At 62.9% G+C, this 22671-nt stretch carries 21 protein-coding genes; 15 read left to right on the top strand and 6 right to left on the bottom strand.

Going from position 1 to position 22671, the window contains the following annotated elements; genetic code table 11:
- Nucleotides 1–69 precede the first annotated feature (69 nt).
- The 5 genes from DM872_RS19275 to pdxJ are packed head-to-tail and all read left to right on the top strand — an operon-like array spanning nt 70 to nt 3474.
- On the top strand, nt 70–447 hold the full coding sequence (locus DM872_RS19275; protein ID WP_077527418.1) for a DUF4845 domain-containing protein: 378 nt from the start codon (nt 70–72) through the stop codon (nt 445–447).
- A complete protein-coding gene (gene rnc, locus DM872_RS19270) occupies nt 444–1133 on the top strand; it encodes a ribonuclease III (RefSeq protein ID WP_179060977.1) in 690 nt (229 codons plus the stop codon). Before DM872_RS19275 ends, rnc begins: the two co-directional genes overlap by 4 nt.
- Nucleotides 1126–2028 carry a GTPase Era gene (gene era, locus DM872_RS19265; RefSeq protein ID WP_179060976.1) on the top strand — a complete coding sequence of 301 codons (903 nt, stop codon included), beginning with the start codon at nt 1126–1128 and terminating at the stop codon, nt 2026–2028. Before rnc ends, era begins: the two co-directional genes overlap by 8 nt.
- Before the next feature lie 8 nt (nt 2029–2036).
- Nucleotides 2037–2735, top strand: a complete 699-nt coding sequence (gene recO / locus DM872_RS19260) for a DNA repair protein RecO (protein ID WP_179060975.1) — start codon at nt 2037–2039, stop codon at nt 2733–2735.
- Nucleotides 2728–3474 carry a pyridoxine 5'-phosphate synthase gene (gene pdxJ / locus DM872_RS19255; protein WP_179060974.1) on the top strand — a complete coding sequence of 249 codons (747 nt, stop codon included), beginning with the start codon at nt 2728–2730 and terminating at the stop codon, nt 3472–3474. Before recO ends, pdxJ begins: the two co-directional genes overlap by 8 nt.
- Before the next feature lie 138 nt (nt 3475–3612).
- Here the strand turns inward: pdxJ and cmoB are convergent, their stop codons facing one another.
- The 6 genes from cmoB to lon all read right to left on the bottom strand — a co-directional run bounded on the left by cmoB (nt 3613) and on the right by lon (nt 9877).
- Nucleotides 3613–4581, bottom strand: coding sequence for a tRNA 5-methoxyuridine(34)/uridine 5-oxyacetic acid(34) synthase CmoB (gene cmoB, locus DM872_RS19250; protein WP_179060973.1), 969 nt, complete (start codon nt 4579–4581; stop codon nt 3613–3615).
- Nucleotides 4578–5321, bottom strand: coding sequence for a carboxy-S-adenosyl-L-methionine synthase CmoA (gene cmoA, locus DM872_RS19245; RefSeq protein WP_179060972.1), 744 nt, complete (start codon nt 5319–5321; stop codon nt 4578–4580). Before cmoA ends, cmoB begins: the two co-directional genes overlap by 4 nt.
- A gap of 65 nt (nt 5322–5386) precedes the next feature.
- Complete coding sequence (locus tag DM872_RS19240) at nt 5387–5959, bottom strand: hypothetical protein (RefSeq protein ID WP_179060971.1); 573 nt, start codon at nt 5957–5959, stop codon at nt 5387–5389.
- A 26-nt stretch (nt 5960–5985) separates the two neighbouring features.
- Nucleotides 5986–6675, bottom strand: coding sequence for a lysoplasmalogenase (locus tag DM872_RS19235; protein WP_179060970.1), 690 nt, complete (start codon nt 6673–6675; stop codon nt 5986–5988).
- A 91-nt stretch (nt 6676–6766) separates the two neighbouring features.
- A complete protein-coding gene (locus DM872_RS19230; protein WP_179060969.1) occupies nt 6767–7171 on the bottom strand; it encodes a protease inhibitor I42 family protein in 405 nt (134 codons plus the stop codon).
- 306 nt (nt 7172–7477) lie between these two features.
- Entirely contained in the window at nt 7478–9877 is a 2400-nt protein-coding gene (gene lon, locus DM872_RS19225) for an endopeptidase La (protein WP_179060968.1), read from the bottom strand.
- A 146-nt stretch (nt 9878–10023) separates the two neighbouring features.
- Between lon and DM872_RS19220 the strand changes: the two genes are divergently transcribed.
- The 10 genes from DM872_RS19220 to DM872_RS19175 all read left to right on the top strand — a co-directional run bounded on the left by DM872_RS19220 (nt 10024) and on the right by DM872_RS19175 (nt 22661).
- Nucleotides 10024–10776: a helix-turn-helix transcriptional regulator gene (locus DM872_RS19220; protein ID WP_179060967.1), complete on the top strand. Its 753-nt coding sequence runs from the start codon at nt 10024–10026 to the stop codon at nt 10774–10776.
- 584 nt (nt 10777–11360) lie between these two features.
- Entirely contained in the window at nt 11361–12854 is a 1494-nt protein-coding gene (gene putP / locus DM872_RS19215; RefSeq protein ID WP_179060966.1) for a sodium/proline symporter PutP, read from the top strand.
- A 280-nt stretch (nt 12855–13134) separates the two neighbouring features.
- The gene (gene acs / locus DM872_RS19210; protein ID WP_179060965.1) at nt 13135–15090 is read left to right on the top strand and encodes an acetate--CoA ligase; all 1956 of its coding nucleotides are present in this window, start codon (nt 13135–13137) and stop codon (nt 15088–15090) included.
- A gap of 606 nt (nt 15091–15696) precedes the next feature.
- The gene (locus tag DM872_RS19205) at nt 15697–16479 is read left to right on the top strand and encodes an ABC transporter substrate-binding protein (protein ID WP_077527404.1); all 783 of its coding nucleotides are present in this window, start codon (nt 15697–15699) and stop codon (nt 16477–16479) included.
- Between the two features lie 108 nt (nt 16480–16587).
- Entirely contained in the window at nt 16588–17277 is a 690-nt protein-coding gene (locus DM872_RS19200) for an ABC transporter permease (protein ID WP_179060964.1), read from the top strand.
- On the top strand, nt 17274–17972 hold the full coding sequence (locus tag DM872_RS19195) for an ABC transporter permease (protein WP_179060963.1): 699 nt from the start codon (nt 17274–17276) through the stop codon (nt 17970–17972). The genes DM872_RS19200 and DM872_RS19195 overlap by 4 nt, the downstream gene beginning before the upstream one ends.
- Nucleotides 17973–17976: 4 nt before the next feature.
- Entirely contained in the window at nt 17977–19089 is a 1113-nt protein-coding gene (locus DM872_RS19190) for a succinylglutamate desuccinylase/aspartoacylase family protein (protein WP_179060962.1), read from the top strand.
- Between the two features lie 19 nt (nt 19090–19108).
- Complete coding sequence (gene aotP / locus DM872_RS19185) at nt 19109–19873, top strand: arginine/ornithine transport ATP-binding protein AotP (protein ID WP_028626373.1); 765 nt, start codon at nt 19109–19111, stop codon at nt 19871–19873.
- A 96-nt stretch (nt 19874–19969) separates the two neighbouring features.
- Nucleotides 19970–20962: a transcriptional regulator ArgR gene (gene argR, locus DM872_RS19180; RefSeq protein ID WP_179060961.1), complete on the top strand. Its 993-nt coding sequence runs from the start codon at nt 19970–19972 to the stop codon at nt 20960–20962.
- Nucleotides 20963–21440: 478 nt separating this feature from the next.
- Nucleotides 21441–22661 (top strand): aspartate aminotransferase family protein, encoded by a 1221-nt coding sequence (locus DM872_RS19175; protein WP_179060960.1) that lies wholly within the window; start codon nt 21441–21443, stop codon nt 22659–22661.
- Nucleotides 22662–22671 lie beyond the last annotated feature (10 nt).

The following is a 22671-nucleotide window of genomic DNA, read 5'->3' as shown; positions in this document are numbered from 1 at the left end:
CCGCAGTCGCTATATAGTCTTGCTTGCGGGCCAACCGGCCTCCAATAAAAACAGACATTGAGGTCGATCATGACGTTCGCGCGTAAGCAGAAGGGTATGTCGGTTATGGGCTGGCTGCTGGTCCTGGCCGTAGTGGCTTTCCTGGCCAGCACCGCCTTCAAGGTCATCCCGCATTACCTGGATTTCTTCTCGCTGGAGAAGATAATCACTTCGGTGGAAACCGAGAAAGCGCTGGAAATCAGGACGATTCCCGACTTCTACAGCCATGTATCCAAGGGCATGCAGGTCAACGGTATCCGTGACCTGGACCTGGACAAGGCATTGAAGGTGACCCTGGAAAACAACGAGTTCCAGGCGCACCTGCAGTATGAAAAACGCGAACCTCTGGTCGAGAACCTCGATCTGGTGGTGCGCTTCGACAAAGAATTCCGTGTGCGAGCCCAGTGAGCGTATCCCTCAGTCGTCTCGAGCGTAAGCTCGGCTATACCTTCAAGGACCAGAGTCTGATGACTCTGGCCCTGACCCACCGCAGTTTTGCGGGGCGCAACAACGAGCGCCTCGAATTCCTCGGCGATGCCATCCTCAACTTCGTCGCCGGCGAGGCGTTGTTCGAGCGCTTCCCCCAGGCCCGAGAGGGCCAGTTGTCGCGCTTGCGCGCGCGGCTGGTGAAGGGCGAGACCCTGGCGCTGCTGGCTCGTGGCTTCGAACTGGGCGAGTACCTGCGCCTGGGGTCGGGCGAGCTGAAGAGCGGCGGTTTCCGCCGTGAGTCGATTCTCGCCGATGCACTGGAAGCGCTGATCGGCGCCATCTACCTGGATTCCGGCATGGAAGCCGCGCGCGAGCGCGTTATCGCCTGGCTGACCAATGAACTGGAAGGCCTGACCCTGGTGGATACCAACAAGGATCCCAAGACCCGTCTGCAGGAATTCCTGCAATCGCGGGCCTGCGAACTGCCACGCTATGAAGTGGTGGATATCCAGGGTGAACCGCACTGCCGAACCTTTTTCGTCGAGTGCCAGGTTACCCTGCTGAATGACAAGACCCAGGGCCAGGGCGCCAGCCGCCGTATCGCTGAACAGGTGGCCGCGGCCGCCGCCCTGGTCGCCCTTGGTGTGGAGAATGGCAATGACTGATATCGATACCCCCCGCTGCGGCTATGTCGCCATCGTCGGCCGCCCCAATGTGGGCAAGTCCACGCTGCTCAATCACATCCTCGGACAGAAGCTGGCGATCACCTCGCGCAAGCCGCAGACCACCCGCCACAACATGCTGGGGATCAAGACCGAGGGCAACGTTCAGGCGATCTACGTCGACACCCCCGGCCTGCACAAGAAGAGCGACAAGGCGCTGAACCGCTACATGAACCGCAGCGCCTCGGCGGCGTTGAAGGACGTGGACGTGGTCGTCTTCGTCGTCGACCGTGACCGCTGGACCGAAGAGGACCAGCTGGTGCTGGAGCGTGTGCAGTATGTACAGGGTCCGGTGCTGCTCGCGGTGAACAAGACCGACCGCATGGACGAGAAGGGCGACCTGATCCCGCACCTGTCCTGGCTCCAGGAACAGCTGCCGAACGCCGAGCTGGTGCCAATCTCCGCCCTGCAAGGCCACAACCTGGATACGCTGGAGCGCCTGGTGGCCGAGCGTCTGCCGGAAGGCGATCACTTCTTCCCGGAAGACCAGATCACCGACCGCAGCAGCCGCTTCCTTGCCGCTGAACTGGTGCGCGAGAAGATCATGCGCCAGCTGGGCGCCGAGCTGCCCTACCAGATCACCGTGGAAATCGAAGAGTTCAAGCAGGAAGGCCATGTCCTGCACATCCACGCCCTGATCCTGGTTGAGCGCGATGGTCAGAAGAAAATCATCATCGGCGACGGCGGCGAGCGCATCAAGCGCATCGGCCAGGACGCCCGCAAGGACATGGAAACCATGTTCGACTCCAAGGTCATGCTCAACCTCTGGGTGAAAGTGAAGGGCGGCTGGTCCGACGACGAGCGTGCCCTGCGTTCCCTGGGCTACAACGACCTCTGAGCCTCTCCATGATCAGCACGGCGCTGCCGACGTTCGTCCTGCACAGCAGGGCCTATCGGGAAAGCAGCGCGCTGGTCGACTTCTTCACGCCTGAAGGCCTCCTGCGCGCGGTGCTGCGTGGTGCTCGCGGCAAGGCCGGCACCCTGGCGCGGCCATTCCTGCCGTTGGAAGCCGAATTCCGCGGCCGCGGCGAGCTGAAGAACGTTGGCAGGCTGGAGAGTGCCGGCATTCCCAACCTGCTGGCTGGCGAGGCGCTGTTCAGCGGCCTCTACCTCAACGAGCTGCTGATTCGCCTGCTGCCGGCCGAAGATCCGCAGCCGGCGCTGTTCGAGCATTACGCCGTCACCGTCCAGGCCCTGGCCGCCAACCGTCCGCTGGAACCTCTGCTGCGCGCATTCGAATGGCGCCTGCTGGACGAGCTGGGCTATGGTTTCGCCCTGGATTCGGATGTCGCCGGGCAACCCATCGCACCCGACGGCATCTACCGCTTGCTGCCGGATGCCGGACTGGAGCCGGTGGGGCAGCTGCAACCCGGCCTGTTCCAGGGCCGCGAACTCCTCGCGCTGGCCGAAGCCGACTGGAGCGCCCCCGGCGCCCTCGGTGCGGCCAAGCGCCTGATGCGCCAGGCCCTGGCACCTCACCTGGGCGGCCGGCCACTGGTCAGCCGCGAGCTATTCATGACGATCAAGGAACCTCCCCGTGACTGAAGCCAACCGCGTACTTCTCGGCGTCAACATCGACCACGTCGCCACCCTTCGCCAGGCCCGCGGCACTCGCTACCCGGACCCGGTCAAGGCAGCGCTGGACGCCGAAGAGGCAGGCGCCGACGGTATCACCGTGCACCTGCGTGAAGACCGCCGTCACATCCAGGAGCGCGATGTGCGCCTGCTCAAGGAGGTTCTGCAGACCCGCATGAACTTCGAGATGGGCGTTACCGAGGAAATGATGGTCTTCGCCGAGGAGATTCGTCCCGAGCATGTCTGCCTGGTGCCGGAAACGCGCCAGGAGCTGACCACCGAGGGTGGCCTCGACGTTGCCGGCCAGGAGGCTCGCATCAAGGCCGCCGTGGAGCGCCTGGCCAAGGTGGGCAGTGAAGTGTCGCTGTTCATCGACGCCGATCCGCAGCAGATCGAGGCCTCGCATCGCGTGGGGGCTCCGGCCATCGAACTGCACACCGGCCGCTACGCCGATGCCCACAATCCGGAAGAAGCCGCTCGCGAATTGCAACGCATCCAGGAGGGCGTGGCGCTGGGCCTTCGCCTCGGCCTGATCGTCAACGCCGGTCATGGCCTGCACTACCACAACGTCGAGCCGGTTGCGGCGATCCCGGGAATCAACGAACTCAACATCGGCCACGCGCTGGTGGCCCACGCGCTGTTCGTTGGTTTCAAGCAGGCGGTGGTAGAGATGAAGCAACTGATCGTATCGGCTGCCCCCAAACGCTGATAGGTGCGGCTTTGTAGTCCGCTCAGCGAATGAATTCGCCCCCACAGGATTCGGTTCCTGTGGGGGCGAATTGCTTTAGCCGGGTAGTGTGGGAGCGATTTCAATCGCGAATGAATTCGCTCCCACAAAAAGCGCGGATCAGGGTTTTCGGGCGATCAGCACGGCGCGAGCCGGTGCCGGCAGGCCCTCGACGGTGCGGCTGTGGTCGGCGGGGTCGAGGAATTCGGGCAGCGACTGATAACGCATCCACTCGGTGCTGCGCTGCTCTTCGACGCTGGTGTAGCTGACATCCACGCAGCGGACATCCACATAACCCGCGCGGCGCAGCCACAGCTCCAGTGCCGGGACCGAAGGCAGGAACCAGACATTGCGCATCTGCGCGTAGCGGTCTTCCGGCACCAGTACTTGCTGGGCATCACCTTCCACCACCAATGTTTCCAGCACCAGCTCGCCATTCCGGCGCAGGCAGTCCTTGAGGTCGAAGAGGTGGTCGATGGGCGAGCGACGGTGGTAGAGCACGCCCATGGAGAACACGGTGTCGAAACCTTCCAGCTTCGCTGGCAAGTCTTCCAGCGCCAGCGGCAGGTGCCAGGCCGGGAGGTCCGGGAGGAAGCGCTTCATGGCCAGGAACTGGCAGAAGAACAACCAGTTCGGATCGATACCCACCACGCTATCCGCGCCGGCACCCAGCATGCGCCACTGGTAGTAACCATTGCCACAACCGACATCCAGCACACGGCGGCCGCACAGGTCGAGATGGGGCGCTACCCGTGACCACTTCCAGTCCGAACGCCACTCGGTGTCGACGTGCACGCCGAACAACTCGAACGGTCCCTTGCGCCACGGGATGAGTCCCTGCAGTGCGGACTTCAGCGCGGCGCGGGTCGATTCGTCACAGGGGCCGTCGAGCAGGAAGCGCTGGGCCAGTTCCACCTGTTGCGGTTGCAGGTCCGGGAGAGCATTTACCGCCGCGCCCCAGCGCTCCAGGTCGCCGTGGCCGACCGTCATCTTTGCGTCGAGTTGTGCGGGCAGGTCGGCTGCCCAATCCTGCAGGGGAGTGCCTGCCAGCTTTTGCTGCAGGGCATCGAGGTCCAGCTTACGAATCATGGCAGGGCGATCAGTGAGGCGAAATTGAGGCACTGGAACCAGGGCACCACCTTGGAGAACCCGGCGGCCAGCAGGCGCTCGCGGTGTTCTTCCAGGCTGTCCGGGTGCATGACGTTTTCCAGCGCGCTGCGCTTCTGGGCGATTTCCAGCTCGCTGTAACCGTTGGCGCGCTTGAACGCGATATGCAGTTCGGTGAGCAACTGGTGCTCCTCGGCATCTTCGAAGCGCAGCTTCTCGGAGAGGATCAGCGCACCGCCAGGCAGCAGCGCCTTGTGGATGCGGGAGAGGAGTTCGACACGGTGTTCTCGGGGCACGAATTGCAGGGTGAAGTTCATCGCCACCAGCGAGCAGGGCTGGAAGTCGAGGGCGAGGATATCGGCTTCGATCACGTCGACCGGCAACAACTCCTGGAACATGGCGTCCTGGGCGTGCAGGTATTCGCGGCAGCGTTCCACCATGGCGCTGGAGTTATCCACAGCGATGACCTTGCAACCGTCGGTCTTCACATGGCGACGCAGTGCCTGGGTCACCGCGCCAAGGGAACTGCCCAGGTCGTAGAGCGGGGTGCCGGGCTGGGCGAACTGCGCGGCCAGCACGCCAATGTTCTCGACGATGGTGGGATAACCCGGTACCGAGCGCTTGATCATGTCCGGGAAGACCCGGACCACGTCCTCGTTAAAGGCGAAGTCGGCGACTTGGGCCTGGGGATTGGCGTAGATGCGATCGGGACGTTCGGTCACGGGCCGGTACCAGCAATGGAAAAGGCCGGCATTCTAACGGACTGCGCGGCGCGGCCAAACCACCCTCACTTCAGCTGATCGGAAAAGAACTCGCCCGCGCCCTGCAGCGGCCCCAGTGGATTGCGCTTGACCTCATGCCGGCGGATGTTCGGCTCGCCGTTACTGACCTTGTGCACCACCACGTCATCCACCAGCACGAACACCGCGCGGAAGACCCAACCCTGCAACTCCCGGTTCTTGCGGAAGTTGAACACGTCGGCCCAGAAGTTGCCGACCCGCTGGGTATCCGTCTTGGTGAACTCGAAGGCGTAGCCGATACAGCGATCCTTGGCTTCCAGGCATTTCATCAAGCCTTCAGGCAGGTAGTCGATGGGCACGTTGGGCTGGACGAACATGAGACGCACATCGATGAAAGAAAGCATCTTGCCATTGCCCTGGATCAGCGGGTCGAAGCCCAGGGAAAACAGCTCGGGGCGCGTTGTCTTGCCGGGAACCGCCTGCGAATAGCGGATCTCCGCATCGGTGTAGTCCCTGAACGGCGACAGAACTTCGGCCCGCTCGCTGGGCAGCAGGCTACCGCAGCCTGCGAGAAGAACCGCACAGCAAAGCAGGCTCCACAGTCGTACCAGGCTGCCCATCACACGCTCCATTTTCCAGTGTCCGCCTAATTGCTATAGCCGATTTCCCGAGAGGGTGCCGATGGTTTTTTCGAGGAGGGTACTGCGGTCGAAAATGCCACTACGGAGGCCGCGATGCAGAACTGGCCCAGCCAGTAGGTGAGAATGATGAAGTAGCTCGCGCCGTCGAATGGCGAAACGAAACGGTTGATGCCGATGAGGCTGTCGGAGAGCACGAATAGCGCTGCGCCGCCTGCCGCCAGCATCGCCGACCTGCGCTCGACGCCCGCGCTTAGACGGGCCAGTGCGCGCCAGAGCATCGCGCTGATAGCCAGTGCATAGCAGGCTACCGGTAATAGCAGCGTGCCCAGTTCGCCAGAGGCGAGCAGGGCGAAGATGCCGCCTCCGCAGCCTACCGCCACCAGCAGGGCCAGCGGCGCCAGTCGGCTGCTCTGCTGCAGGTAAGCGCGCAGGTAGGCGAGGTGGGCGAGCAGGAAGGCTCCGAGGCCAAAGACGAACAGATCGGCCGGCCATTCCAGCAGCATGTCGCCGAGCAGCGAAAGGAGCAGGCCAATCGTGATCCAGCGGCGATAGGACCCGGAAGGCGCGCGGCGCAGCCAGAGCAGCAGGGCGATGATGGGAACCGGCTTGCTGACGAAGCACAGCCAATCCAGTTCAAGTGCAACGCCGGTGAGGAAGGACAGCACACCGGCCAGGCCGAAGATCAAGGTTCCCATGAATGCTCCCGCGAATCTGTCAGAGCAGCACTATGGGAACCCGTCACGGCGCTCGCCAGGCGGTGGACGCCATTGGTGCAGTCATTTGGCGCTATTTGACGCTGATCTGGCAGTCGAAGGATTCGGCCGGTGCCACATCGATCTCCCAGGGACGCTGGTAATCCAGGTGCAGGCGGCCCTCGCCGGGCTGGCTGGCCTTGAAGCGCCAGGTGGATTGGCCCGCGCTTCCCACCAGACCCGCGTCTTCGGGGGTCGAATAAACCTCCGGGCCGAGGCTCTGCAGCACATTGGTGGCGGCGTCGCGGACGACCCAGCGGAAACCGGTGGTGGGGTTGCTGGGCAGAGTCAGCACCAGTGGCTGGCCCTGGCTAAGGGATAGCGGGCAATCGTCCTGCTGGTCCTGAAGCACCACGGGGCCGGTCTTCTGCTGGGCGCAGGCGCCGAGCAGGATGAATCCCAGGGGCAGCAGCAGGCGAGGGGAGGGAACGAGGGACATCGGCGGCTCCGTCGGTCAAGGGCGGGGGTCAGCATAACGGCTGACTCCGCCCTTGCGTAGGTTCCGAAGGGGAAATCTCATCTCAAGCGAGGCTGTGGGAGTGATTTCAATCGCGAATGATTTCGCTGTGTCCGCATTAAGTGTTGCAAGTGGCTGCAGTGTCCGTAGGAGCTGGCTTGCCAGCGAATGGCCCCGTTTCGCTAGCAAGCTAGCTCCTACAAGGCCCCTGGACCGATGGCCGATCTCTGGCAACAGCTAACGCAGACATAGCCAATGATTTCGCTCCCACCCGCCGGACGCGCAGGCTCAGGCGAACAGCACCTTCGCCACATCGCCGAAGCGGCGCGCGAAGTGCACCGTCAGGCCTTCCTTGAGGTAGTCCGGCAGTTCTTCGAAGGCGCCGCGGTTGGCCTCCGGCAGGATCAGCTCGAAGATTTTCTGCCGGCGGGCGGCAATGACCTTCTCGCGGACTCCGCCGATGGGCAGCACCTGGCCGGTGAGCGTCAACTCGCCGGTCATGGCCACGCCTTTCTTCGGCGTCTGGTTGCGTGCCAGGGAGAGCAGGGCGCTGGCCATGGTGATGCCGGCGCTGGGACCATCCTTGGGCGTCGCGCCCTCCGGCACGTGGAGGTGGACGAAGGCCTGGTCGAAGAACGTCGGGTCGCCGCCATAACGCTTCAGGTTCGAGCTGATGTAGCTGTAGGCGATCTCGGCCGACTCCTTCATGACTTCGCCCAACTGGCCGGTCAGCTTGAAGCCCCGGTTCAGGGTATGGATGCGCGTCGCTTCGATGGGCAGGGTGGCGCCGCCCAGGCTCGTCCAGGCCAGTCCAGTGATCACGCCGATACCCGCCAGCACCTGTTCCCGGCGGAACGGCGGCAGGCCGAGGAAGTTCTCCAGGTCCTTCTGCCCAACCTTGATCTTCGCCTCGGGCTCCTCCAGCAGGCGCACCACGGACTTGCGGATGATCTTGCCCAACTGCTTCTCCAGCTGGCGAACGCCCGCTTCCCGCGCATAACCATCGATCACCGAGGTGAGGGCGCCGTCGGTGATGGACAGGCGGTCCTTCGGCACGCCGGTGCGTTCCAGCAGGCGCGGCCAGAGGTGGCGCTTGGCGATGGCGTGCTTCTCTTCGGTGATGTAGCCGGAGAGGCGAATGGTTTCCATGCGGTCCAGCAGCGGACCGGGGATGGAATCCAGGGTGTTGGCGGTGCAGACGAACAGGACCTTGGACAGGTCCAGGCGCAGGTCCAGGTAGTGGTCGAGGAATTCGACGTTCTGCTCCGGGTCGAGCGTCTCCAGGAGGGCCGAAGCTGGGTCGCCCTGGTAGCTGGCGCCGAGCTTGTCGATCTCGTCGAGCATGATGACCGGGTTCATCACCTCCACTTCCTTCAGGGCTTGCACCAGCTTGCCGGGCAAGGCCCCGATGTAGGTGCGGCGGTGACCCTTGATTTCGGCTTCGTCGCGCATGCCGCCGACGCTGAAGCGGTAGAACGGGCGACCCAGAGATTCGGCGATGGACTTGCCGATGCTGGTCTTGCCCACGCCGGGCGGGCCCACCAGCAGCACGATGGAACCGGATATCTCGCCTTTGAAGGCACCCACCGCGAGAAACTCGAGGATGCGGTTCTTCACGTCGTCGAGCCCGGCGTGGTGTTTGTCCAGCACCCTGCGGGCATGCTTGAGATCGAGCTTGTCGGCCCCGTACACGCCCCAGGGCACGGACGTGGCCCAGTCCAGGTAATTGCGGGTCACCGCGTATTCCGGCGATCCGGTTTCCAGGATCGACAGCTTGTTCAACTCTTCGTCGATACGCTTCTTCGCCTGCTCCGGCAGCACCTTGCCTTCCAGTCGCTGGGTGAACTGCTCGCTGTCGGCACTGCGGTCATCCTTGGTGATGCCCAGCTCCTGCTGGATCAGCTTGAGCTGCTCCTTGAGGAAGAACTCGCGCTGGTGCTGGCCGATCTTGCGGTTCACCTCGGCGGACAGCTCGCTTTGCAGCCGCGCCATTTCCACTTCCTTGCGCAGCAGCGGCAGCACCTTCTCCATGCGCTTGAGGATCGGCACCGTGTCCAGCACCTCCTGCAGCTCATGGGCGGGGGCGGTGGTCAATGCGGCGGCGAAGTCGGTCAGCGGCGACGGGTCGTTCGGGCTGAAGCGGTTGAGGTAGTTCTTCAGTTCTTCGCTGTACAACGGGTTGAGCGGCAATAGCTCCTTGATCGCATTGATCAGCGCCATGCCGTAGGCCTTCACCTCGTCGCGCGGGTCTTGGGGGCTCTGTGGATAATCCACCTCCACCAGGAAGGGAGGGCGATGGCGCTTGAGCCAGCCGCGAATGCGTACGCGCGACAAGCCCTGGGCCACGAACTGCAGTTTGCCGCCCTCGCGGCTGGCGTGGTGCACGCGCACCAGGGTGCCGTGTTCCGGCAGGGTATTGGGATCGAAATGGCGCGGATCTTCCGGCGGGTTCTCCATGAAGAACAGCGCCAGGCAGTGATGCTCCGTCTTGGCCACCAGCTCGAGGGTTTCCCCCCAGGGTTCCTCGTTGACGATCACCGGCAGTACCTGCGCCGGGAAGAACGGGCGGTTGTGGATGGGAATGATGTAGACCTTGTCCGGCAGGGTCTGGCCAGGCAGTACCAAGCCTGTCCGCTGGCTGGAAGTGGCTTCTTCGACGATGTCGGCGTTGATGTCCTGATCGCTCATGGGGGCACCTGGCAATTGGCTTACCCAGGCTATGTGGGGCAATGCGATGGCCTTTTCAACCGCCCGATGTCACGGCCTTCTGCCGTGCGGCGCTGTGCAACCCCGGTTGCGCCGGCTAGAATGCGCAAATTTTGATCAAGCCCCCCATGCTCGAAGCCCGCCTCCTGCGCCTGGACGATCAGGCCCGTCACCACGCCCACGACCATCACCAACTGGTGATGTCCCTTGCCGGCCGCGCCGAGTTCGAGGTGGATGGCCGCGGTGGCGAGGTCTGCCGGATGCGCGCGTGCCTGGTGCCGGGCGATGCCGGGCACGAGTTCGCGGGCGTGGGCGAGAACCGCATGCTGATCCTCGATCTGGACGAACACGGCACGTCGGCCGAGGACCTCGATCTGCTGGGTCGACTCTTCGAGACACCGCGTTTTCCGGAACTGGATGCGGACTTCCAGAACCTCCTGAGCTATGCCGGCGCGGAACTGGCGCGCTATGGCAGCGACCCGCTGCTGGCCAGATCCCTGGGTGGACTGCTGTTGCGCGCCCTGTATCTGCGCCTGTTCGGGGATGTGCAGCGTCGACCAGCGGGCAACCTCGATATCGAGCGTCTGGATGGCTATATCCAGGGCAACCTGTCGCGGCGGATCAGTGTGGCGGAGCTGGCCCAGGTAGCCTGCCTGAGCCCGAGCCACTTCCATGCCCAGTTCAAGGACCACCTGGGCCTGACGCCTCACCAGTACCTGCTGAAAACCCGCCTCGATCGCGCCGCCCGTCTGTTGCGCGAGAGCGAACAACCCCTGGTGCGGATCGCCGAGGAATGCGGCTTCTCCAGCCAGAGCGCGTTGACCACTGCCATGCGGCGTTATCTGGGGCTGACCCCCAAGCGACTGCGCAGCGCCAAGTAGTTCTTTCCTGCTACTCCGCCATCGATCTGTTTTCTGCCCTGGGTAACTGTCGGAGTTGCAACCTTTTCCGGGGTTCTTCCTTTTGGTTGTACCTGCTGGGCAACCTGATGTTCGGGATGGAAATGGGGAAATTGCCGGAATGTCCATTTCATGGGCTTGCACGCGGGTTGCACCTTTTGGCGGAAAGTTCCCTGAATCGGAGGATTTGGCAAAGAAACCAGAGAATCCTAAAAGAAAGGCGCAGTGCCATATCTCTAAATTCCGCACTCGCCTTCCGGGGCCCAAATGGGAATCGTTCTTGCGAGCCCTGATGGATGTACTAGACCGAGCAATAGCGCGGTTCGCAGGTGCGCCGGGAGCGTCACGGATTCGTGCGATGGACCAGGTCCAACAGAGCTGGTCCGTCGTCGCATTGGCGGGGCCGGATGCCCTGCGTCAATTGCCCGATCGGGATTGCATCGGCCCCATGGCCGAGGTGGTCGGGAAGTAAACCGGTGGTCGCCACGAGCGCCCGCCAAATACTAACCACGGGAGCGGACTACCCGCCGCCCCCGAATAAAAACAAACGAGCAGGGGAGACCCCCATGAGTATGAGCAACCCGATGCTGATCACTTTCGTGATCTATATCGCGGCCATGGTGCTGATCGGCTTCGCCGCCTATCGCTCCACCAACAACCTTTCCGACTACATCCTCGGTGGCCGCAGCCTCGGTAGCTTCGTTACCGCCCTGTCCGCCGGCGCCTCCGACATGAGCGGCTGGCTGCTGATGGGCCTGCCGGGTGCCGTCTACCTCTCCGGTCTCTCCGAAAGCTGGATCGCCATTGGCCTGATCATCGGCGCCTACCTCAACTGGCTGCTGGTTGCCGGCCGTCTGCGCGTGCAGACCGAGCACAACGGCAACGCCCTGACCCTGCCGGACTACTTCACCAACCGCTTCGAAGACAACAGCCGCATCCTGCGTATCTTCTCCGCCGTGGTGATCCTGGTGTTCTTCACCATCTACTGCGCGTCCGGCGTTGTCGCCGGTGCCCGCCTGTTCGAGAGCACCTTCGGCATCTCCTACGAAACCGCCCTGTGGGCCGGTGCCGCTGCCACCATCTGCTACACCTTCGTCGGTGGCTTCCTGGCTGTGAGCTGGACTGACACCGTCCAGGCCAGCCTGATGATCTTCGCCCTGATCCTCACCCCGATCATCGTGATGATTGCCACCGGTGGCATGGATACTACCTTCGCTGCCATCGAACTGAAGGACGCAGCCAACTTCGACATGCTCAAGGGCGCCAGCTTCGTCGGCGTGATTTCCTTGCTCGCCTGGGGCCTGGGCTACTTCGGCCAGCCGCACATCCTGGCGCGCTTCATGGCTGCTGACTCGGTCAAGTCCATCCCGAACGCCCGCCGCATCTCCATGGCCTGGATGATCTTCTGCCTGGCCGGCGCCGTGGCCGTGGGCTTCTTCGGTATCGCCTACTTCTCCGCCCATCCGGAGCAGGCTGGCGCGGTTACCGAGAACCACGAGCGCGTGTTCATCGAACTGGCCAAGATCCTCTTCAACCCCTGGATCGCCGGCGTGCTGCTGTCCGCCATCCTGGCCGCGGTAATGTCCACCCTGAGCTGCCAGCTGCTGGTGTGCTCCAGTGCCCTGACCGAAGACTTCTACAAGGCCTTCTTCCGCAAGAACGCCAGCCAGACCGAACTGGTCTGGGTCGGTCGCGCCATGGTGCTGCTGGTTGCCGTGATTTCCATCGCCATCGCCGCTGATCCGGAAAGCAAGGTTCTGGGCCTGGTGTCCTATGCCTGGGCCGGTTTCGGCGCTGCCTTCGGTCCGGTGGTGATCCTGTCCCTGATCTGGAAAGGCATGACCCGTAACGGCGCCCTGGCCGGCATGATCCTCGGTGCAGTCACCGTGGTGGTGTGGAAGAACTTCTTCGGCTGGACCGGCCTGTACGAAATCGTTCCGGGCTTTATCCTCTGCATCCTCGGCATCCTGATCTTCAGCCGCATTGGCAACGGCCCGTCCGCTGCAATGATCAAGCGCTTCGACGAAGCCGAGAAGGAATACCAGGACGCCCACGTCTGACACTGTGCGGCACGCGGCCGGTCGTCCGCGTGCCGTGCTCCGGGTTGATCCCGGGCTCTCACCAACGACCCGATAGTGCTTCACCGGCCCATGTCCCTGGATATGGGCCGGTTTTTTTTGCCCTGTGGATAAGTAAATGCGTGCCTGTCCGGCACTACGCGATTTTCGGTGCTTCGACCATAGTCCGGGTTTGGTAAGACCATGGTCGAATGGCCCTGTAGAAGGGTGGGGGATACAAAAGACGCCATACAAAAACAACTACCCACCGAGGTAAGACCCAATGAGTGCTGCTTCTCTTTATCCGGTCCGCCCTGAAGTGGCCGCCCAGTCCCTCACCGACGAAGCGACCTACAAAGCCATGTACCAGCAGTCCGTGATCAACCCAGACGGATTCTGGCGCGAACAGGCCAAGCGCCTGGACTGGATCAAGCCTTTCACCAAGGTTAAGCAGACCTCCTTCGACGACCATCACGTCGATATCAAGTGGTTCGCCGACGGCACCCTCAACGTCTCCGCCAACTGCCTGGACCGCCATCTCGCCGAGCGCGGCGACCAGGTCGCGATCATCTGGGAGGGCGACGATCCTTCCGAGCACGAACACATCACCTACCGCGACCTGCACGAGCGGGTCTGCAAGTTCGCCAACGCCCTGCGCGGCCAGGACGTGCATCGCGGCGACGTCGTGACCATCTACATGCCGATGATCCCGGAAGCCGTGGTCGCCATGCTGGCCTGTACCCGCATCGGTGCCATCCACTCCGTGGTGTTCGGTGGCTTCTCCCCCGAGGCCCTGGCTGGCCGCATCATCGATTGCCGCTCCAAGGTGGTGATCACCGCCGACGAAGGCTTGCGCGGCGGCAAGAAGACTCCGCTCAAGGCCAACGTCGATGACGCGCTGACCAACCCGGAAACCAGCAGCGTGCAGAAGATCATCGTGGTCAAGCGCACCGGCAGCGAGATCAAGTGGAACCAGCACCGCGACGTCTGGTACGAAGACCTCATGAAAGTGGCGGGCAGCACCTGCGCGCCGAAAGAGATGGGTGCCGAGGACCCGCTGTTCATCCTCTACACCTCCGGTTCCACCGGGAAGCCCAAGGGTGTACTGCACACCACCGGTGGCTACCTGACCTACGCATCGCTGACCCATGAGCGCGTGTTCGACTACCGCCCGGGCGAAGTGTTCTGGTGCACCGCCGACATCGGCTGGGTGACCGGCCACACCTATCTGGTCTACGGGCCGCTGTCCAACGGCGCCACGACCGTGATGTTCGAAGGCGTGCCGAACTATCCGGACATGACTCGCGTGGCGAAGATCGTCGACAAGCACAAGGTCAACGTGCTCTACACCGCGCCGACCGCCATTCGCGCCATGATGGCCGAGGGCAAGGCTGCGGTCGAAGGCGCCGATGGTTCCAGCCTGCGCCTGCTCGGTTCCGTGGGCGAGCCGATCAACCCGGAAGCCTGGCACTGGTACTACGAGAACGTCGGCCAGAGCCGCTGCCCGATCGTCGACACCTGGTGGCAGACCGAAACCGGCGCCTGCCTGATGACGCCGCTGCCGGGCGCCCATGCCATGAAGCCGGGTTCCGCAGCCCGTCCGTTCTTCGGCGTTCAGCCGGCACTTGTGGATAACCTCGGCAACATCATCGAGGGTCCGGCCGAAGGCAACCTGGTGATCATTGATTCCTGGCCGGGCCAGGCGCGCACCCTGTACGGCGACCACGACCGTTTCGTCGATACCTACTTCAAGACCTTCCGTGGCATGTACTTCACGGGCGACGGTGCTCGTCGCGACGAAGACGGCTACTGGTGGATCACCGGCCGCGTGGATGATGTGCTGAACGTCTCCGGTCACCGCATGGGCACCGCCGAGATCGAAAGCGCGATGGTGGCCCACCCGAAAGTCGCCGAGGCCGCGGTGGTGGGCGTGCCGCACGACATCAAGGGGCAGGGGATCTATGTGTACGTCACCCTGAACGCAGGCGAGGAGACTACCGAGCAACTGCGTCAGGAACTGAGAAACTGGGTGCGCAAGGAGATCGGTCCGATCGCTACCCCAGACGTAATCCAGTGGGCTCCGGGCCTTCCGAAGACCCGCTCGGGCAAGATCATGCGCCGTATCCTGCGCAAGATCGCCGTCGCCGAGTACGACTCCCTCGGCGACATCTCCACCCTGGCTGATCCCGGCGTGGTGCAACACCTCATCGATACTCATCGCACCATGCAGGCCGCCTGACCGGCACCTGCAGCAAAACCCCGCCCGGGCCACAAGCCCTGGCGGGGTTTTGCATTTCATGGCCGGAAGAATTGGTGCAGCGTCGCGCGGATGAAATCCCCCCCCATTTCGGCCGAATGGAAACTGCATCACTGCGTTGTAATTGCCGATTCTTTATCGGGTTTCCGCAGGGGGAGGGGAGTGGGGGTAACAGTCGCGGTTACGGGGTATCCCCATCTGGTTCCAACGGGAACGTGTTGCGCTCTTTCGGGGCGTTCTTTGCGTCATTGAAAACAACTTCAAAATCGTAAGGCCCCAGAACTATTGGGCTTTCTATTTTGTGGTCCGATAATTGCCTTGTTAAAAGGTTCTGTGTATCGCCTTTCCGGCACTTTTCCATGTGCCTGTCAATCCTCTTTCGACCTCTCTCCAGTGCTTCTGTAATTTGTTGTCGCATTGAAGAAATATCGACTTCGGGGCTGTGGCTAGAATGCCGCACACCCAGTCGGAGCCTTTTGCACACGGCATTCAGCCAGCAAAGACGACGACTCTTTCTACAATTCGTGGACCGTCTGGGCGAATCTCACGCTGCCAACAGAAGCCATATCCCTTTGAAGGAGTCATAACATGAAGAAGATTGCACTTCTCGGCGCCATGGCGCTGTCCCTGTTGTCGCCGTTGGCCGCTATTGCAGACGATGCGAAGCCTTTGCGTATCGGTATCGAAGCCGCTTACCCGCCCTTCGCCTACAAGACTCCGGAAGGCAAGATCACCGGCTTCGACTACGACATCGGCAACGCCCTGTGCGCCGAGATGAAAGTCGAGTGCAAGTGGATCGAGCAGGAGTTCGACGGCCTGATCCCGGCCCTGAAAGTACGCAAGTTCGACGCTGTGCTCTCTTCCATGAGCATCACCGAAGAGCGCCTGAAATCGGTCGACTTCACCAAGAAGTACTACCACACCCCTGCTCGCCTCGCGATGAAGGAAGGCACTGTCATCAATGACCCGCTGACCGACCTCAAAGGCAAGAAAGTCGGCGTGCAGCGCGCTTCCATCTACGACCGTTACGCAACCGACGTTTTCGCGCCGGCGGGTGCCGAAGTGGTTCGCTACAGCTCGCAGAACGAAATCTTCCTGGACATGACCGCCGGCCGTCTCGACGCCACCCTGGCGGACGTGGTGAACATCGATGACGGTTTCCTCAAGACCGACGCCGGCAAGGGCTTTGCCCTGGTAGGTCCCGACTTCAACGAGAAGAAGTACTTCGGTGAAGGTGCCGGTATCGCCGTGCGCAAGGGCGACACCGCCCTGGCCGAGAAGATCAACACTGCCATCGCCGCCATCCGCGCCAATGGCAAGTACAAGGAAGTGCAGGACAAGTACTTCAAGTTCGACGTCTACGGCGAGTAATCGCTTTTCCCTGAAAGTGGCACAAACTTCACATAGCGGTTTGTGCCACTTTTTCGTTGTGGCGGTGCCGCCCGGTGCATTCCGGCGCGCTGCATGAGGATCTGAATCATGCTCAACGGCTACGGCTCGACCATTCTCGATGGTGCCTGGCTCACCCTGTTGCTGGCCCTGTCTTCCATAACCATGGCGGTGGTGCTCGGCCTGATCGGCGCGGCGTTCCGACTGTCCCCGATCAAGTGGCTGTCCTTGCTGGGCGAGGCTTACGCCACCGTGATCCGTGGCATTCCCGACCTGGTGCTGATCCTGCTGATCTTCTACGGCGGCCAGCAAATCGTGAACGTCGTCGCGCCCATGGTGGGTTACGAGGACTACATCGATCTGGACCCCTTCTGGTCCGGCGTCTTCACCCTCGGTTTCATTTTCGGCGCGTACCTCTCGGAAACCTTCCGGGGCGCTTTCATGGCGATCCCGAAAGGGCAGGGCGAGGCGGGCCTGGCCTATGGCATGAGCGGCACCAAGGTGTTCTTCCGCATCCTCGTGCCGCAGATGATCCGCCTGGCGATTCCCGGTTTTACCAACAACTGGCTGGTGATGACCAAGGCCACCGCGCTGATTTCGGTGGTCGGCCTGCAGGACATGATGTTCAAGGCCAAGAGTGCAGCGGATGCGACCCGTGAACCCTTCACTTTCTACCTCGCGGTTGCCGCGCTCTATCTGGTGCTGACCAGCGTCTCCTTGCTGGCGCTGCGTTACATGGAGCGACGTTACTCGGCGGGCATCAAGGCGGCTGAACTATGATCTTCGACTACAACGTGATCTGGGAGAGCCTGCCGCTCTACTTCGGTGGTGTGCTGGTAACCCTCAAGCTCCTGGCGATTTCCCTGGCACTGGGCCTGACCACGGCCGTGCCGCTGGCGCTGATGCGGGTGTCCAAACAGCCCTGGGTGAACTTCCCGGCCTGGCTCTACACCTATGTGATTCGCGGCACCCCGATGCTGGTGCAGCTGTTCCTCATCTACTACGGCCTGGCCCAGTTCGAAGCGGTGCGTGAAAGCGTCTTCTGGCCTTATCTGTCCAACGCGACCTTCTGCGCCTGTTTGGCTTTCGCAATCAACACCAGCGCCTATACCGCCGAGATTCTCGCCGGCAGCATCAAGGCAACGCCTCATGGCGAGATTGAAGCGGCCAAGGCCATGGGCATGTCCCGCGGCAAGCTCTACCGCCGCATTCTGCTGCCGTCGGCCCTGCGTCGTGCGCTGCCGCAGTACAGCAACGAAGTCATCATGATGCTGCACACCACCAGCCTGGCGTCCATCGTCACCCTGATCGACATCACCGGCGCCGCGCGCACCGTGAACTCGCAGTACTACCTGCCGTTCGAGGCCTTCATCACCGCGGGTGCGTTCTACCTGTGCCTGACCTTCGTCCTGGTACGCCTGTTCAAGGCGGCCGAGCGCCGCTACCTGGCCTACCTGGCCCCGCGCAAGGCCTGACCTCATGCAGCGTATCGACCATGAACTGCCCTGGGGATGCCTGGGGACCCGCCGCCAGCTGACGGTCTTCCGTTTCGGCAGCGGCGAGCGCAAGGCGTACATCCAGGCGTCCCTGCATGCCGATGAGCTGCCGGGCATGCGTGTGGCCGTGGAACTCAAGCGCCGCCTGCGCGAGCTGGAAGAGCAGGGCCGCTTGAAGGGCGTGATCGAGCTGGTGCCGGTGGCCAACCCGGTCGGCCTTGGCCAGCTTGTCCAGGCTGCCCAGCAGGGCCGCTTCGAGCTGGGTAGCGGAAAGAACTTCAACCGTGATTTCGCGGACCTCGCCAGCCTCGTGGTGGATCGTCTGGACGGCCGTCTGGGCGCCGACGCGACTGCGAACGTGGCGCTCATCCGCCAGGCCATGGGCGAAGCCCTGACCGGGTTGCCACCGGCAGGTTCCGAGCTGGCGGGCATGCAGCGTCTGCTCCTGCAGCATGCCTGCGACGCCGACCTGGTCCTGGACCTGCACTGCGACTTCGAAGCGGCAGTACATCTCTACTGCCTGCCGCAGCACTGGAGCGCACTGCGTCCTTTGGCTGCGCGCCTGGAGGCCGGTGCGGTCCTGACCGCCGAAGACTCCGGCGGCAGCTCGTTCGATGAGTCCTGCTCGCTGCCCTGGCTGCGTCTGGCCCAGCGTTTCCCCGACGCATCGATTCCGCCGGCCTGCATGGCGACCACCGTGGAGCTGGGCAGCATGGCGGATACCGACAAGCCGCTGGCCGAGGTGCGCGCTGAAGCCATCCTGGCCTTCCTCGCCGACCAGGGGCTGATCACCGGTGAGTGGCCGGTTGTCCCGCAGGACTGCTGCGAGGCGACGCCGTTCGAAGGGGCTGAATATCTCTATGCACCGCACTCCGGGGTCGTGAGCTTCCTCCAGAGCGCCGGGGCGAAGGTCAAGGCTGGCGATCCGCTGTTCGAAGTGATCGACCCGCTGGATGACCGTCATGCAGTGATTTGCGCGTCGATTGACGGCGTGCTGTTCGCGCGTGAGCGGATGCGATTCGCGCAACCTGGACTTTGGCTGGCCAAGGTGGCCGGCCGTGAACCCATTCGTCAGGGACGCCTGCTGAGCGACTGAGCCAAACGAGACCGAAACCATGTACAAACTGGAAGTCCAAGATCTGCACAAGCGCTATGGCAGCCACGAAGTCCTCAAGGGCGTGTCCCTGGCGGCGAAGGCTGGCGACGTCATCAGCATCATCGGCTCGAGCGGCTCGGGCAAGAGTACCTTCCTGCGCTGCATCAACATGCTGGAGCAGCCCCACGGCGGCAAGATCCTCCTCAATGGCGAAGAGCTGAAGCTCGTGGCCAACAAGGATGGCGGCCTGAAGGCGGCCGACGCCAAGCAACTGCAACGCATGCGCTCACGTCTGGCGATGGTGTTCCAGCACTTCAACCTCTGGTCGCACATGAGCGCCCTGGAGAACGTGATCGAAGCGCCGGTGCATGTGCTCGGTGTACCGAAGAAGGAAGCCATCGAGAAGGCCGAGCACTACCTGGCCAAGGTGGGCGTTGCCCATCGCAAGGACGCCTATCCGGCGCACATGTCAGGCGGTGAGCAACAGCGCGTGGCGATTGCCCGTGCCCTGGCCATGGAGCCGGAAGTGATGCTGTTCGACGAACCCACTTCGGCTCTCGACCCGGAACTGGTGGGCGAAGTGCTGAAGGTCATGAAGGACCTGGCCGTCGAAGGCCGCACCATGGTCGTGGTCACCCACGAGATGGGTTTTGCCCGCGAGGTATCCAACCAGCTGGTGTTCCTGCACAAGGGCCTGGTGGAAGAGCGCGGTTGCCCGAAGGAAGTGCTGGCAAACCCGCAGTCCGATCGCCTCAAGCAGTTCCTTTCCGGCAGTCTGAAGTGATCCCCGCTGCGGCGGCCTGAGGGCCGCCGCAGCACGTTCGAATCCCTGTTTCACCACGTCTCTTTCCTTTTTCCGGGGTCTGCTAAGCTGCCTGCCATGACTGCCCATCGAATCGCTTTTCTCCTCTGGCCCGGTACCAAGGCACTGACCCTGGCGCTGGCCGAGGAAGCTCTGCGCGTTGCCCAGCGACTGCATCCGGAAGTGGTCTACGACATGTCCTTCCTGCAGGCCGAACCGGCCACCGAGGGAGCCTGGCGTCTGCCAGGCGACGCATGGGTGGGCAAGCTGGAAGGCCTGCATCGCCTGTTCCTGGTGGCCGACGAGCCGCCAGCCCAGACCTCGCCGGCACTCTCTGCCGCGCTCAAGCAGGCCGTGCGTGCCGGCTGCGTGGTCGGCGGTCTCTCCGCCGGCGTCTATCCGCTGGCCCAGCTGGGCCTGCTGGATGGCTACCGTGCGGCGGTGCACTGGCGCTGGCAGGACGACTTCACGGAGCGATTCCCCAAAGTCATTGCGACCAGTCATCTGTTCGACTGGGACCGCGATCGTCTGACCGCATGCGGTGGCTTGGCGGTGCTCGACCTGCTGCTGGCTGTGCTGGCCCGTGATCACGGTGCCGAGCTGGCTGGCGCGGTGTCCGAGGAACTGGTGGTGGAGCGCATCCGTGAGGGTGGCGAGCGCCAGCGCATTCCGTTGCAGAACCGACTCGGCTCCAGCCATCCGAAGCTGACCCAGGCCGTGCTGTTGATGGAAGCCAATATCGAAGAGCCGCTGACCACCGACGAAATCGCCCAGCACGTCTGCGTGTCCCGTCGCCAGCTGGAGCGGATCTTCAAGCAGTACCTCAATCGCGTGCCCAGCCAGTACTACCTGGAGCTGCGCCTGAACAAGGCACGGCAGATGCTGATGCAGACCAGCAAATCGATCATCCAGATCGGCCTGTCCTGCGGCTTCTCTTCCGGTCCGCACTTCTCCAGCGCGTACCGCAATTTCTTCGGCGTTACCCCGCGCGAAGACCGCAACCAGCGCCGCGGCTCCAGCCCCTTCGAAACGCAGCAACCGTTGCCGACCCCGGTGGCGGAGCGGACCTGACCCTCGTTTCACCCCAGCTTTTCTTGTAGGGGTGAATTCATTCAGAGATCGACATCGGTCCAGTGCCTTGTAGGAGCTAGCTTGCTAGCGAAAGGGGGCCATTCGCTGGCAAGCCAGCTCGGGCGCAGCGGCCCGTAGGTTGGTCCGAGCGAAGCGAGGCCCAACGAGGCAATGTCCAACCCCGCGTTGTTGGGCTGCGCTGCGCTCAGCACCAACCTACAAAAGTTCCTTACCGGACCGCCCATCACTTGCCTGCCCAATACCCACCAGTCACCCCGTGGAGAAAATTTCCCGGCGGGTGCGTAGCGGTGGCGATCAGCGTTTAAACTGCGCCTTCCCGACGCTTTCTGTCGCATTTCCATAAGCGCCGGTTTTCGCAGGGTTGGCGCTGTAAGAAGTTGTCGCATGGCGGCAATGCCAACCCAGAATCAGTCCCTACAATCCTTTCATCACTAGCCGTTCATGGCAGGAGAAACTGATGTCCGTTGAGCATGCGCAGGTCGAGCGCGCCGATTTCGACAAGGTGATGGTTCCCAACTACGCCCCCGCCGCTTTCATCCCGGTGCGTGGCCAGGGTTCCCGTGTCTGGGACCAATCCGGTCGCGAGCTGATCGATTTTGCCGGCGGTATCGCAGTGAACTCCCTCGGCCATGCACACCCGGCGCTGGTCAAGGCGCTGACCGAGCAGGCCAACAAGATCTGGCACGTCTCCAACGTCTTCACCAACGAGCCGGCCCTGCGCCTGGCCAAGAAGCTGGTGGACGCCACCTTCGCCGAGCGTGTGTTCCTGGCCAACTCCGGTGCCGAAGCCAACGAAGCGGCTTTCAAACTGGCCCGTCGTTATGCCCATGACGTCTATGGCCCGCAGAAACACGAAATCATTTCCGCCACCAACAGCTTCCACGGTCGCACCCTGTTCACCGTGACCGTTGGCGGCCAGCCGAAATACTCCGACGGCTTCGGCCCGAAGATGGAAGGCATCACCCATGTGCCTTACAACGACCTGGAAGCCCTGAAGGCAGCCATTTCCGACAAGACCTGCGCCGTGGTCCTGGAGCCCGTGCAGGGTGAAGGCGGCGTGCTGCCGGCGGACAAGGCTTACCTGGAAGGCGCCCGCAAGCTGTGCGACGAGCACAACGCGCTGCTGATCTTCGACGAAGTGCAGAGCGGCATGGGCCGTACCGGCCACCTGTTTGCCTACGAGCACTACGGTGTAACCCCGGACATCCTGTCCAGCGCGAAAAGCCTGGGCGGTGGTTTCCCCATCGGCGCCATGCTGACCACCACCGAGATCGCCAAGCACCTGGCGGTCGGCACCCACGGCACCACCTACGGCGGTAACCCGCTGGCCAGTGCCGTCGCCGAGGCCGTGCTCGACGTGATCAACACCCCGGAAGTGCTCAGCGGCATCATTGCCAAGCATGACCGCTTCAAGACCCGCCTCGAGGCAATCGGCGCCAAGTACGGCCTCTTCTCCGAGGTTCGTGGCCTGGGCCTGCTGATCGGCGCTGCCCTGTCCGATGCCTGGAAAGGCAAGGCCAAGGACGTACTGAACGCGGCCGAGAAGGAAGCTGTGATGGTCCTGCAGGCTGGCCCGGACGTGGTGCGCTTCGCCCCCAGCCTGGTGATCCCGGATGCGGACATCGACGAAGGGCTGGATCGCTTCGAGCGCGCCGTCGCCAAGCTGACCCAGGCGTAAACCTCTGCTG

Origin of the sequence: Pseudomonas taiwanensis (assembly GCF_013393345.1) — a bacterium.
Taxonomy (GTDB): Bacteria; Pseudomonadota; Gammaproteobacteria; order Pseudomonadales; family Pseudomonadaceae; genus Metapseudomonas; species Metapseudomonas resinovorans_C.
Note: the sequence above shows the minus strand (reverse complement) of the source record. Positions and strands in the feature narration are given on the sequence as shown.

Bases quoted from the DNA above. Each gene is read 5' to 3' on its own strand.
- DM872_RS19275 (WP_077527418.1), top strand. From the start codon at position 70: ATGACGTTCGCGCGTAAGCAGAAGGGTATGTCGGTTATGGGCTGGCTG.
- era (WP_179060976.1), top strand. From the start codon at position 1,126: ATGACTGATATCGATACCCCCCGCTGCGGCTATGTCGCCATCGTCGGC.
- recO (WP_179060975.1), top strand. From the start codon at position 2,037: ATGATCAGCACGGCGCTGCCGACGTTCGTCCTGCACAGCAGGGCCTAT.
- cmoB (WP_179060973.1), bottom strand. From the start codon at position 4,581: ATGATTCGTAAGCTGGACCTCGATGCCCTGCAGCAAAAGCTGGCAGGC.
- DM872_RS19240 (WP_179060971.1), bottom strand. From the start codon at position 5,959: ATGGGCAGCCTGGTACGACTGTGGAGCCTGCTTTGCTGTGCGGTTCTT.
- DM872_RS19235 (WP_179060970.1), bottom strand. From the start codon at position 6,675: ATGGGAACCTTGATCTTCGGCCTGGCCGGTGTGCTGTCCTTCCTCACC.
- DM872_RS19230 (WP_179060969.1), bottom strand. From the start codon at position 7,171: ATGTCCCTCGTTCCCTCCCCTCGCCTGCTGCTGCCCCTGGGATTCATC.
- lon (WP_179060968.1), bottom strand. From the start codon at position 9,877: ATGAGCGATCAGGACATCAACGCCGACATCGTCGAAGAAGCCACTTCC.
- DM872_RS19220 (WP_179060967.1), top strand. From the start codon at position 10,024: ATGCTCGAAGCCCGCCTCCTGCGCCTGGACGATCAGGCCCGTCACCAC.
- putP (WP_179060966.1), top strand. From the start codon at position 11,361: ATGAGTATGAGCAACCCGATGCTGATCACTTTCGTGATCTATATCGCG.
- acs (WP_179060965.1), top strand. From the start codon at position 13,135: ATGAGTGCTGCTTCTCTTTATCCGGTCCGCCCTGAAGTGGCCGCCCAG.
- DM872_RS19205 (WP_077527404.1), top strand. From the start codon at position 15,697: ATGAAGAAGATTGCACTTCTCGGCGCCATGGCGCTGTCCCTGTTGTCG.
- DM872_RS19200 (WP_179060964.1), top strand. From the start codon at position 16,588: ATGCTCAACGGCTACGGCTCGACCATTCTCGATGGTGCCTGGCTCACC.
- DM872_RS19195 (WP_179060963.1), top strand. From the start codon at position 17,274: ATGATCTTCGACTACAACGTGATCTGGGAGAGCCTGCCGCTCTACTTC.
- DM872_RS19190 (WP_179060962.1), top strand. From the start codon at position 17,977: ATGCAGCGTATCGACCATGAACTGCCCTGGGGATGCCTGGGGACCCGC.
- aotP (WP_028626373.1), top strand. From the start codon at position 19,109: ATGTACAAACTGGAAGTCCAAGATCTGCACAAGCGCTATGGCAGCCAC.
- argR (WP_179060961.1), top strand. From the start codon at position 19,970: ATGACTGCCCATCGAATCGCTTTTCTCCTCTGGCCCGGTACCAAGGCA.
- DM872_RS19175 (WP_179060960.1), top strand. From the start codon at position 21,441: ATGTCCGTTGAGCATGCGCAGGTCGAGCGCGCCGATTTCGACAAGGTG.